The organism is Flagellimonas halotolerans, assembly GCF_035818535.1.
GTDB classification, from domain to species: Bacteria; Bacteroidota; Bacteroidia; order Flavobacteriales; family Flavobacteriaceae; genus Flagellimonas; species Flagellimonas halotolerans.
This window is the reverse complement of the sequence record NZ_JAYKYV010000010.1, coordinates 46,766-60,306: the sequence shown is the minus strand read 5'-3', so window position 1 is coordinate 60,306 and position 13,541 is coordinate 46,766. Positions and strand designations below refer to the sequence as shown.

The window sequence follows — 13,541 nt, the reverse complement described above, 5'->3', positions numbered from 1 at the left end:
TCCATTTTTTCAATGCTTGGGCAGTTCCACAAAAAAAGTTGTTCCCTTTTCCGGTTCGGAGATTAAGCGGATCGTACCGTTGTGCAATTCTGCAATTTTTTTGCAAACTGATAGGCCGATACCATTACTATCACTGTTTGGGGATACCACTTTGAAGATTTTAAAAATATCATCAAAATATTTCTCGGCTATGCCTACCCCGTTATCCGATACTTCAAATATAATCATTTCATCTGTTGGCCTTGCTTTAACGGCGACCTTCAAGGGTTTGTCGCCTCGATACTTAACGGCGTTGCCGATTAAATTGGTCATCAATCGATTGAAAAGGGTAGGATACACCTCAATATGATCAACTTCAGTTTCCAGATGCAGCTCCCCGCCGATTTTTTGTAGCTCTAATTCAAAGGTACGCTTGATCCCCTGCAAAGTTTCCATAATATCGATTCTCTTCTTATCCTCCTTTACCGTTCCCGACCTGGAATACTCCAACAGACTATCGATAAGGCGATTGATCTCATTGGACGAATCCTTGATGATTTCAAAATATCGATGACGGCGCTCTTCTTGCAAATTTTTGCCCTTGCGCTCTATGAGTTCCAGCATCCCCTTGATGTTCCTTACAGGGGCCTTAAGGTCATGGGAGGCAATATAGGCAAACTCTTCAAGGGAACGGTTGATTTCCTTCAGCTTGATATTCTGGTTTTGGATAATCTCATTGAGCCTGTGTACTTGACGTAGATGCTCCTGTTGCCCCGTAATGTCGTTCTGGATGGAAAAGAAACCCAGAAAATTGTTTTCCCTATCGTACAGTGGTTCGGCCTTTATATTTACATCATATTTGTTGCCGGTTTTGTCATAATTGATCAGATTGACATCAAACCCCTTTTTAAGCTTGATCGCCTCGGACATCTCCTTGATTGTCTTGGGATCACTGTCCTCCCCCTGCAGCAAACTTCCCGGGGTTTTGCCCAGGGCCTCTCTTTCGGTAAAGCCCGTCATTTTCTCAAAAGCCCTATTGGCGTAGGTAATTTCGCCCCTTGTATCGGTAATGATCACAGCACTGTTGGTCTGCTCTGCGATAAGTGACATTTTTTGCAGGGAAATCTCGTCCAATTTTTTAAAATGGACATCTCGAACGGTCATCAAATACTTCATCGCACCAGAAGACCCGCAGGTTATTCCCTTAATAGTCGCTTCCATCCAACGTGGTCCAAAACCCTTTTTATTGATTCGAAATGAGCATAAGCCCGATTTATTGTCATTTGTGGAACGAGCGATGATACCTTGAATCTGGTCCCTCGATTTCTTGTCCATTATCTTGTCGAAAAAATTGGTTTGATCGACTTCATCAAAAGGTAGCCCCATAATTTCGGTAACTGTCGAGTTACAATATTCAATGGTACCTTCTTTATCGATAATGCACACCATATCCCTGAGGTTGTCCAATATCGGTTCGAGCACCTGATTTGTGTCTTTATCCCTCGACCTTAATGATTCAAGGGATAGCTTGGATAATTCCAATGCCTTTCTTTTCCCCAATGCCTTGGTCAACTCCAGGAATATCAATACTACCCCTTTAATCTCATTGGACTTGGTTCGAAATGGGGATATCTTCAATAAATACTTTTTGTTTTTGATATCCTCGATGCGCGACTCGAACACCTCTGAGGTCAATAGTACAGCTTCGATATGGCCCATAAGGTTCTCAAGTCTGATTTTGCCCCTGAAATGGGTGATATTTCGACCTATATCATGTGGCAAGAGCTCCAAAATCTCTTTGATTGCTGGAGTGAACCTCCTGATGTTCAGCTCATGGTCCAAGAAAAGCATGGCCACATTTGTACTCTCAATAAGGTTTTCAAGATCCTCTTTGGCACTTGACAATTCCAAGTTTCTCTCCTGATATTCTGCATTGACCGTATAAAGCTCCTCATTGACCGATTCCAACTCTTCATTGGAACTCTGAAGTTCCTCATTGGCGGATTGCAACTCTTCATTACTGGACTCCAGTTCCTCGATGGTCGTTTGCAAGGTTTCTTGGTTGACACGCAATTCTCGCTCCAAAATATTGATTTTTTCCTGGGTCGCAGTGGCCAAATCAATGGAATCATAGTGTACTTCGGTATCATCAAGTTTATCCTGTTCGAAGGCAATTAGCAAAATAGGTTCCCCATCGAGAAGCATTTTTTGCCTGACACGGATGGCTATCGATTTTTGTCCCTCGACAAAAGGGCGGATTTGTTTCGGTACACGGATTGAAGAAATCTCCATGGGCTTGCCTGTCTGCAGCACTTGACGCCCTACAACCTCCAAAGAAATCCTTAGTTCTTCGGGCAACATTTTTATCAGATTGGAACTGATTTCACCTACGGGGACCGTTAACCAACGATGTGCATTTCCCGAACTGTGCAATAAATTGAATTGGTCGTCCACGATCAGGGTATCCGGTGCATACTCCTGAATGATGGCTTGTTGGATTTCACCAGTTCGTTTTCCCGTTCCCCACAAACCGTCCTTGGCAGGCTCTTCCGTAAAAGCTCCGAAAGTAGCGGCTTTTTTGCTCCCTCTAATGTTCATGGAAATAGGGTGTTTGGGAACGAACCGCTTACTCTCCTTGTTCATGTAAATCTTATGCCTTTTGCTCAACTCCAAAAAATTATCTTGCGCCCTTCCCAAGGATTCGCTAGTGCCCAAAAACAAAATGCCCTGGTTCCTTAAGGCATACTGGAAAACCGAAAAGACCTGCTGTTGCAATGAGTCATTGATATAGATCAAAAAGTTTCTGCAGCTGACCAAATCAATTTTATTGAAGGGGGGGTCTTGTATCAAATTATGTGCGGAGAAGACCACCATATCACGGATTTCTTTGGTTACCGTGAATCCGGATGGCTTTGAATAAAAATAGGTTTCCAAATATTCCGTGGGAACATCACTGACTATACTCTCCGGGAATATTCTGTTGCCTGCAAATTTAATGGCCTCACCATTGAGGTCGGTTGCAAAAATACTTACATCATAACGTAACTTGTGCTTCCATAAATAATCCTTGATAAGGATAGCAATGGAATATGCCTCCTCCCCCGTTGAGCAGGCCGGAACCCAAACACGGATCGTCTTGGTATCCCTGTTTTGCTCCACTATCCTAGGTATTGCCTTTTCCTTGAGTGCCATAAAAGCTTCCTGGTCCCTAAAAAAACGGGTCACCCCAATGAGCAGCTCTCGGGCAAGCTTGTTGGCCTCGGTAGGGGTATCTTTCAAAAATTCTCGGTATTCTTCAATATTGGTATATCCTAAAAGGCTGATTCTCCTGTGTATTCTCCTATGGACCGTTGATGGCTTATAAGCGCTAAAGTCCATACCTGTTCGTTCAAAAAGCAAGCGCAATACAGCCTGCGTATTTGGTTCATCCTCTCTTTTGGGTGGCCCCATTGGGTCCATTTTCATCAGGTTGTCGAAGAACGCAGTGATCTCAGTGCCCATTTCCTCTACGCGACAGACCTTATCGACCATTCCGCTTGCAATCGCGCTGTTGGGCATACCATTGAACTTGGCCTGTGCCGGGTCCTGTGCCAAAATAAGTCCCCCGTACTCCTTTACATCCTTTATACCATTGGTCCCATCGCTTCCCGTGCCCGAGAGGACAATTGCACAACATTTGCCCTCGCTGTATTCCGCCAAGGAGCTAAAAAATGAGCTTATGGGAAAACTGAGTTTTTTGTTCGGCTTTTCCACGAGCACAAAGGCACCTTCATCCAAAAGCACTGTTTTCTTTGGTGGATTCAAATAAATGCAACCGGATTTTGGCACCATGCCATCTTCGATGATTTCAATCGGCAAGTTGGTATGTCTGGCCAAAAGCTCGTCCATAAGACTTTTATGGTCCGGGGCAAGATGCTGTATCACTACAAAGCACAAGTTTGTCCTGGTGGGTACCAACTCAAAAAAGTCTTCCAATGGCTCCAGCCCGCCTGCAGACGCCCCTATACCTATTATACAAAGCCTGTCATTCATGTTTTTCCTTTTTTAAGGCACTCTTTTATATAAAAGGCACATCGCCGCCCCATTGATGGAATGCACCAATAAGCTACCGATACCCAATAATCTTTTCACTTGTGGCCATACCAACTCCATTACCCCCTTTACCATGCAATCTACTGAAAGTTTTGAAAATTATATCAAAGTGATCATTTGATATTCCGTATCCGTCCGTCCAAGTGCATCTTTTCTAAACCCTCTGTGGGTTATAATTTAGCTTTCTAAATATAATCAAAATGACCCGATCTTCAATTGCCACAGAAATGCGTGAGCTGGTCAATAGCTATTATGAATCAGGACAGAGCCAATCGGTTTTTGCCCGTGCCCATGGAATCAGCAAAGGAAAACTCTGCTATTGGCTCCAGAAGTTTCCCAGGGAGGGGGTTGCCAAACCAACAAAAAGTAATTTTGTTCCTTTATCGGCGACCCATTCTTCCCGGCCAACATCCTCCCGGAGTATGTACATCCGGTTGGGCAACGGTGTAGAAATCGAAATTCCCCTGTAATGTTCGCTTTAAGTTCCTCCCTGAATTACCAATTATATCTTCCCGGTACCGATATGCGGAAGAGCTTTGACGGATTATGTGGTCTGGTCCTTGGAGAATTGGGACATAGTCCCCTGGATGGTTCGGTCTATATCTTTATCAATAAAGCCCGCAATAAGGTCAAGTTGCTGCATTGGCAGTCCGGAGGCTTTGTTTTGTATTACAAGCGCTTGGAGGGAGGCACCTTTGAGTTGCCAAAATACGATGCATCCGTGGGTGTGCTCCAGTTGGATTACACCCAACTGGTGATGCTCATCGACGGGGTGGCCATCACCAATATTGCCCGAAGAAAACGCTATGAAAAAGCCTGCTGAATACTGGTGTATTTTTAACAAGGGTAGTATTTTAGCTATCCGATGACCTATCAGGAGCTACAGAGAGAAAACCGGCAACTTAGAGCGTCCAATGGAGCCTTCAAGGAGAAGATCTCCGCTTTGGAGGTACAACTCGGGCAACTCTACAAACTGATCCAGGGCTTTAAATCGGAACGTTTTATTCCTGAGATCTTGGAGGAGCAACTATCGCTTTTTTCCGAAAACGCAGATAAGACCGGGCAAGTGGCCATTCCTAAAGAGACCATCACCTATACCCGGGAAAAACAAAAACACCCTGGGCGCGGTAGTTTGCCGGAACACCTTCCGGTACGGGAAGTAATTCTTGAACCGGAAGAAGATGTAAGCACCCTGAAAAAGATTGGCCAGAAAGTCAGTGAAACTCTGGAATACACCCCGGCCAGTCTGGTCAAAAGACGGACCATTCGTCCTAAATACGCCAGAAAAGACCAGCAAGGGGTGGTCATCGCGCCACTTCCCACACGTCCTATCGAAAAATCCATTGCCGAGGCCTGTTTATTGGCCTATATCCTGGTAAGCAAGTATATTGACCACTTGCCGTTCTATCGTCAGATCCAGCGTTTTAAACGGGAGTTTGGCTGGGAACCCGCTTCCAGTACCTTGAGTGACTGGATGTCGGGTTGTTGCCGATTACTGGAACCCCTCTACAATACCTTAAAGCGGAAAATCCTCGAAGACGGGTACATCCAGGCCGACGAAAGTCCGATCAAGGTATTGGACAGTGATAAAAAAGGCAGTACACATCAAGGGTATCAATGGGTCTATCATGACCCCTTGCGAAAACTGGTGCTCTTTGATTACCGCAAAGGACGCGGGCAACATGGCCCCAAGGAACTCCTTGACGGGTACAAGGGTTACGTCCAATGTGATGGATATAGTGTGTATGATAAAATCGGCGTAGATCCGGACATTGCCATGGCGGGCTGCCTTGTGCATGCCAGGCGAAAATTTGTGGATGCCCGGGACCAGGATAAAGCAAGGGCAGAAAAAGCATTGGCTTTATTTAGTGAAATTTATAGCCGGGAACGGGCGATCAAAGAAACAGCGGCCGGGGATGCCGAAATGCGCAAAGAACTAAGGCTGCAAAAGGTGCTGCCGCTACTTCAAGAGGTCAAGACCTGGATACAGGAAGAGCAATTTAAGGTGTTGCCCAAAAGTGCCATGGGAAAAGCAATGACGTATTTTTTAAATCAATACCCCAAGTTCGAGGTGATCTTTGAGGATGGCAGGATCGAACTTGACAACAACCTTATCGAGAATGCCATTCGTCCGCTGGCCCTTGGCCGAAAAAACTTCTTGTTCGCAGGCTCCCACAAGGCTGCACAAGATGCGGCCATGTTATATTCCTTTTTCGGTAGTTGTAAAATGCAAGGCATTGACCCTCAAGAGTGGTTAGAGGACACACTCCAAAAAATACCTGATCACAACATCCAAAAACTGGAGGAATTATTGCCAGGGTACCGTGCAGACAAACCATAAAAGATAAAACAATGACCAAAGACCAAGTTAAAGAAAGACAAAAACACCTTCTGGAACTTACCGGGGCCTTTTGCGCCCAGAAACTTGATGGGGAATATTTTGAACTCTGCGAAAAGCTCATCAAAAAAATGGGCAGAAAAAGGGAAGTCCCATTTAAAAGGGGAAAACTGGAAATATGGGCTGCTGCGGTAATACAGTCCATAGGTTCCATCAACTTCCTGTTCGATAAATCCTTTGAACCCTATATCCCTTCCAAGGAAATCCACGATTATTTTGGTACAAAGCCTACAACAGTATCCAATAAAGCCAGGGTCATAAAAGAAATGTTCGATATGTGGCATTTCAGCCCAGAGTTCTCTACTTCCAGAATGGAAAAAGACAACCCTTTTAACAATATGGTCATGGTTGATGATCTTATCCTCCCTATTGACTCCCTCCCTGAAGATATGCAACAAATGGTACGTCAGGCAAGGGCTGAAGGCAAAGACATTAGCTTTACCACAAAACAGGGATGATTAATCTCCCCAGAAAAATGGGCTAAACCCAGATATGAGGTGTAGTTGCTCGGACGGATACGATATTCCTATGCCTTTATCAATGGCCTTTATCATGTGGTGCCTTTGGCTTGGGGCAAGGGGCGTGTGCAATGTTATTGTTCGGGCCTTCCCCATAACAGCGATACTCAAGGGCCTTGTCGGTCAAATTTTGAAGAAGTGCCCTTATCGCCATATGTTGGCACAAACCTTTAGAAATTGATTTGTTATGGCCAATACATTTTTTTCAGAACCCCAATGCCCAACAAACTTTCCGCCTCCTTGCATACCCCCTTTATATCCGCCCCCGTGGAAATGTCAGGGGCCTGATCCCAATCTGACAAATTCAATCAAATCAGGGGTGGGCCAAATTATTCGGGGATACACATCCTTATACCTGAAATGCCCATATCACCGCGAATATCTTATAAAACAAGTTACATCCAAATCCAGAAATGGTATTTATTCTATCCGGGACAACAACGGTTCATCGCACTATTTGGGAATGGTAAAATAGAATGTGGAACCTTTTCCCGGTTCCGACTCCAACCAAATCTCGCCCCCTAAATGCTCCACTTGTTTTTTCACGATTGACAACCCCATACCTGTTCCCTCGTAGGCTTCATCGTTGTGAAGCCTTTGGAAAATCAAAAATATTTTATTGAAGAACTGGGGCTTGATCCCTATGCCGTTATCGTCAACACAAAATTCCCAATGTTCTGTCCGATCTCGGACCGTTAGTGAGATTTCGGGACGACGGCCCTCCTCAACATACTTGATCGCATTGTCCAAAAGGTTATATAGAATCTGAGTAAGGCTGGATGGGTTCGCCGTAACGATTGGCAGTTGTTCAAAGGTGATTACCGCGGAAGTCTCGTTAAGTGTCTTTCGGCGTAAATGTCCATAATCCTCCATAAGCAGGTTCAAATCCACAGCCTCCTTTTCTGAGGATGGGGAGTTGGCCCTCGAATACTCCAAAAGATCCAAAATGATCCTTTTCATACGCTTTGCACCGTCAATGGCATAATGAATATATTGATGCGCCTTCTCATCCAACTGATCGCCATATTTTCGTTTTAGCTGATCCATAAAACTGGAAACCATGCGCAGGGGTTCCTGCAGGTCATGCGAAGTCACAAAGGCAAATTGTTCAAGTTCTTCGTTGGAACGTTCCAATTCCTTGGTATAATTTTCCAAAGAACGGTTTAGTTCAAATAGTTGCTGCTCGTTTTCTTTACGTTCGGTAATATCCGTTATGGCACCTACCATTCGGATAGGATCCCCCTTTACATTTCGGATGACAATGCCACGGTCGACCACAAAGGCAAAATCGCCATTGCTTTTTTGATATCGGTACTCCCCTGTCCAGGTCGACTGCTGGCTTTTTAAGGCATCGTCAAGGCTTTCCAGGACCCGCTCCTTGTCATCAGGGTGGATGTGGTCCGTCCAGGATTTCAAGGTGGGCGTGATTTTTTCCACTTCATAGCCAAACAGTTTTTCAAAACCGTCGCCCCAAAAAAGGGTGTTTTCCTTGATATCGAAATCCCAAATGGCATCATTGGTCGCTTGGGCCACCTTTTCAAATCGTTCATTTGCACGTTTCAATCGAATATCCGCCTTTTTGCGAAGTGTGACATCCTTAAAATAAACGGATATTCCATCCTCCGATGGATAGGCCGATACCTCGAACCAACTGTCCAAGGCTGGGTAATACTCTTCAAAACTTACCGATTTCCCGGTATCTTTGGCTTTATGGTATTGACTGTAAAAGTCCGAATCAATGGCGTCATCATATTCTTCCCATAGATTTTTCCCAATGATTTCCTCGCGTTTTTTGCCCAGTACCTTCTCGGCTTCCTTGTTCCAATATTTTACAACCCAGTCCGTATCTACCGAGAAAAAGGCATCTCCGATACTTTCCAAGATCGTTTCTTTCTCCAAGTAGGCCTTTTCAAGTTCCCTCTTGGCCTTTCGGCGCTCATCAATATTTTTAAAGTAGGCGGAAATCCCATTGTTGCCTGAATAGACATTGATCTCATACCAGCAGTTATCTCCGGGATATAGGTATTCAAAACTCTCCGGTTTACCGGACCGTGACACCCTTTTATAGACTGTTTCCAATTCGGTGTTTTTGGCCGGTGAAAATACCTTCCAAATATTCTTTCCGAGCACTTCCCGACTCGACTTTTCCAGTAGAAGTTCAGCTTGTTTGTTGTAGTATCGAAAATTCCAATGTTCATCAAGGGCATAGAAAGCGTCAGAAATACTTTCCAGCACTTCCACACGTTCTGCTTGTTCGCGAAGATAATTTTGTTCAAATATTTTTTGATCGGTAATGTCCAAAATCAGGGAATTCCAAAGGATGGCTCCATCCGGCAATTCCTGGGGCGTACCAATGCCTTGATAATAGCGTCTATCGCCTTGAGGGGATTGGTTCCACCAACTAGCGTTCCAGGTGGAAAGGTTTTTTGCGGATTCATCGATGGACTCAACTACTTTATCCATGTCTCCCCCCGCCGCAATCTGAGACCATATTTTCTCAGGATGTTCGCGACATTCATCTGGAGTCATCCCCCATATCCGGCGACTTCCCTCACTTATGTACAAAATACGGTCCATACCTTCGCCCAAACGTAAATATTGAAATACAACGCCAGGCATATTATCGGTCATGGTTTTCAACTGTATCTCTGCGGTCTTTCTTTCATCGATGTCCTGATAGCTTCCAAATATGCGCTCGCAGCGGCCATTGACAAACTCGGCCTTTCCTATACAGCGCACCCATTTTACATGGTTTTGGGCGGTCTTGACCTGCAGTTCTAAATCAAAGACTTCCCCTGTCTCGATCAAATTGGACACTGCCTCTTGGATTTGCATTTTGCTATTTTCTTCATAGAACTCAAAACCACCGGTCAAACTGGGGTTGTAATCCTCATCGACCTCTAGGATCTCCCTAAGCATGGGGGACCAAAACATTTCATCGGTGCCCCCTTGATCAAGGACCAATTCCCAACTGCCGATCTTGGCCAAGTTGGAGGCCTCATTGTATAGGTTGACGGCCTTTCGCTTTTCGGTCACATCGAAAACCATGGAATTGAACACAACTGTCCCATCGGGCAAAAAACTCGGGGTCCCATATCCTTCGTGCCATCGTTGCTCCCCATTGGGCAAAATATTGCGCCATACACTGTGCCACTTGGATTTTCCTGCAATGGATTCATTGATGTCCTTGACCACAGTATCAAAATCCCCGCCATTCCTTATCTGATCCCATACAAGGTCGATATTCTGTTCACAGTGCCCAGGGGAAATATGCCAAATATCATGGGCGCTCTCCGAAACCGATAGCAATCGATCACTGCCGTCCGGATACAAGTGGTATTGGAAGACAACCCCCGGCAGATCATTGGTAATGGATTGCAGGCGAAGCTCCGTCAATTTGCGCTTGTGAATATCTTGGATACTGCCATATATCCTGATGGGGACACCTTCGACTTTTTCCACTTGACCTATCGCCTTTATCCATCGCTCGTTCCCTTTAAGGGTAATTATGGGCGCCTCGATTTCCCAAGGATTATCGGATGCTATTCCCCTTGCTATCTCATTTTTGACAAAGTCGCGATGATCTTGATGGTAGAAATCGATCGCCTGATCCAATTCGAGCTGAACCGCCTTGTCCATTTCATGTATTTCCCTGGTAATCTTTGAAAAGAACACTTTTTTATCGGAAAGATTTACTTCCCAACTGCCCATACGCGCCAGCTGGGCAGTTTCCTCATAGAGTAAGGTCGCCCTTTTCTCTTCGGTGATATCAAAAATCAAACTGTTAAAGACCACTGAACCGTCCGCCATGGCATTGGGGGTACCAAAACCTTCATGCCAACGTAGCTCCCCGGATGGAAGTACATTTCTCCATCTGAAGTTCCACTTTTCACCGGTTTCAATGGACTGGGCAATCGAATTATTCACCTCTTCCCAATCACCTCCCTTTTTGATCTGTTCCCAAACCAGTTCATTGTCGGCCTCGCACTCGGATGGCTTGAGTTTCCAGATGCGACTTGATGCCCTGCTTACACTCTGCATGGAGTCCGTGCCGTCAGGTCGGATGACGTACTGAAATGCAACTCCCGGCAAATCATCGGTTATGGACTGCAAACGCTGCTCCGCAATCTTGCGTTCATGGATATCTTGAAAGCTACCATACATTAAGACGGCCCTGCCATTGCCCATATTTACATTTCCGATGACCCTTACCCATCGTTCCTTTTGCTTGGTCGTGATCAATATGGCCTCAAAATCAAATCCCTCACCGGTGCGTATAGATCGATCTACATAATCCTTGACCATGCCCCTATATTCGGGATGATAAAAATCGATTGCTGTTTCCAAATCCGGCCGAAAGCTTTCGGGATCGGTTTCATGCAATCGATGTACAATCTCCGACCAATATACCTCCCCATTTATCAGGTCCACCTCCCATCCCCCAATTTTGGCCAATTTACCAGCCATTTGGTTGAGCTCACGGAGTTTCTTCTGTTCGGTAATGTTCTTGGCCGTTGCATAAACAATCTGTTCCCTTACCGAAGCCCTGCTGGTCCAACTCAGCCATAAAACATCACCTGATTTGGTAATGTAGCGATTCTCAAACCCTAAGGTACGATGACCTTTGGTAAGACTTTCCAAATCGGCGTTGGAAGCCGCAACATCGTCAGGGTGGACAAATCTATGGTAGGAAACATTGAGTATCTCTTCCTCTTCATACCCTGTAAGTTCACAAAACGCTTTGTTGATTTTGAGAAATCTACCTTCCAAATCGGTAATACAGACAATATCCGGCAAGGTATCCAGCATTTGGCCCAGATCGCTCTCCAGTTGCTTTCGGTAAAGCTCAGAACCCAATTGGGCCTTTAGATGGTCAAGTATCTCCACATACCTCCTTAAACTCGTCCGTTCCAGTTGACTCCCGATGACCAGAACACCTACAACTGTATTGCCATGCATCAAAGGAAGGCCCAATATCGATTTTAACCCTATGGTCTTGGCAGCGGCTTGTCGGACAAAATGCCGATCCACTTCCCGCCCGGACCAAAGAATTCGCTTCTCGCCCGCCCAGACCATACCGGGCAATCCCTCCCCCTTCTTAAGGGTATCCCTGGTTGGGGTCCCTTTGTAGAACCCTTCCACGGAATCGTCCTTGGTTTGATGTCCAAGCTGTCTTAAAAGACTGTTTTCAAGGTTCAGTGCCCATAGTTCGACAAAGAGGAAATCACCAAATTGTTTGATTGAGCTACATAGCCTATTTACGGTAGCTGGGATATCGGGCGTTGTATTGAAGCTTCTGGAAACCTCCGCAATGAGTTCTTGCTCCAACGCTTTGTTTTTTTGGGTCGTGACATCTCGTTCAATGGCTATCCAATGGGTATACCACCCTTTCTCATTGGCCACCGGGGTAATGGATAGGTGTATCCAAAACTCCTCCCCATTCTTTTTGTAGTTGATCATGGTGGCTTCACAAGATTCCCAATTTCTCAGTGATCTGCCCAACTTCCCAAGTTCTTCCCTATCTGTTTTGGGGCCTTGCAGGATTCGAGGTGTTTTCCCAATAACCTCTTCTGCCCCGTACCCGGTCAACTTGGTAAAAGCTTCATTGACATATAGGATTCTAGGGCCAGGCTCATCAAAAGGTTCCGCTTCGGTAATCAAAACTGCATCATTGGTATTGGTCACTACACTTTCAAGTAGTTTATGCTGCTGCTCATGTTCTTTGATAGTCGTAATATCCTGTACCGTTCCCTCAAAAACAATCGGATTACCCTGCTCATCCTTTATCAACCTACCCAATTCATGTACCCAACGAACACTTTTGTCCGGACAAATGATACGATGGACAAAATCATGGGGCCTTTCTCCTGAAGATGAAATACGCTGCTCTTCCTCAAAAACTTCCTGATCGTCCGGGTGTATGCTATTGAAAAAGTTCTGGTACGTTAGTTCGAATGTTTCCTTGTTCACGCCCCATATGACATATACCTCATCTGACCAAGAAAGTGTCCCATCCTCCATATCCAGACTCCAGTAGCCCAATTTGGCTATGGAAGATGCCGTTTTGAGCCTGGCTTCGGACTCCTGCAACCTTATTAACTGATTTTCTTTCTCTGTAATATCATGACAAACCACCAAAATACAGGGCTTATCATCAAAGTCGAGGATATGTCCATTGATTTCCATTCGCACCAATTCCCCGGATTTTTTTTGGTGGGTGAAGATCCCGAAATAGAAATTTCCTTCAGATTGGCCAATACGCTCATTTGCTTCAAGCAGATGGGGAATTTCTTGTTTGGGCTGGAGTTCCTTTAGGGTAAGCCCCATAAACTCCTTTTGAGTGTACCCATAATGATCCATAGCGGCTTGGTTGACCTCCAAAATCTGAAATGTTTTGCGATCATAAATCCAACTTGGCAGGGGATTTAAATAAAATAGATTACTGAGGTTTTTCTCTGAGCCCATGATTTTTTATTAATTGACCATTACATACTATAAACAAACGTGCCCGAGCACAAATGTGAACAGTACCGGGTCTTGTTTTTTTCCGGCCC

The 13,541-nt window shown here is 45.1% G+C and carries 6 protein-coding genes; 4 read left to right on the top strand and 2 right to left on the bottom strand.

Translation table 11 applies throughout. The annotated features are described in order from the left end of the window. Positions 1 to 9: 9 nt before the first annotated feature. On the bottom strand, positions 10 to 4,011 hold the full coding sequence (locus VM932_RS12135; protein ID WP_326279053.1) for a CheR family methyltransferase: 4,002 nt from the start codon (positions 4,009 to 4,011) through the stop codon (positions 10 to 12). 260 nt (positions 4,012 to 4,271) lie between these two features. Here VM932_RS12135 and tnpA point away from each other — a divergent pair, with 260 nt between their 5' ends. From tnpA to VM932_RS12115, 4 genes are read left to right on the top strand one after another with little or no spacing between them, the layout of a single operon-like run. Continuing rightward, complete coding sequence (tnpA, locus tag VM932_RS12130) at positions 4,272 to 4,541, top strand: IS66 family insertion sequence element accessory protein TnpA (RefSeq protein WP_275650454.1); 270 nt, start codon at positions 4,272 to 4,274, stop codon at positions 4,539 to 4,541. Next, positions 4,541 to 4,894: an IS66 family insertion sequence element accessory protein TnpB gene (gene tnpB, locus VM932_RS12125; RefSeq protein ID WP_326279052.1), complete on the top strand. Its 354-nt coding sequence runs from the start codon at positions 4,541 to 4,543 to the stop codon at positions 4,892 to 4,894. Before tnpA ends, tnpB begins: the two co-directional genes overlap by 1 nt. Before the next feature lie 42 nt (positions 4,895 to 4,936). Then, positions 4,937 to 6,412, top strand: a complete 1,476-nt coding sequence (gene tnpC / locus VM932_RS12120) for an IS66 family transposase (RefSeq protein WP_326279051.1) — start codon at positions 4,937 to 4,939, stop codon at positions 6,410 to 6,412. A gap of 11 nt (positions 6,413 to 6,423) precedes the next feature. Next, on the top strand, positions 6,424 to 6,927 hold the full coding sequence (locus tag VM932_RS12115; RefSeq protein ID WP_275650457.1) for a DUF6398 domain-containing protein: 504 nt from the start codon (positions 6,424 to 6,426) through the stop codon (positions 6,925 to 6,927). A gap of 513 nt (positions 6,928 to 7,440) precedes the next feature. Here the strand turns inward: VM932_RS12115 and VM932_RS12110 are convergent. Next, complete coding sequence (locus VM932_RS12110) at positions 7,441 to 13,452, bottom strand: PAS domain S-box protein (protein WP_326279050.1); 6,012 nt, start codon at positions 13,450 to 13,452, stop codon at positions 7,441 to 7,443. Positions 13,453 to 13,541 lie beyond the last annotated feature (89 nt).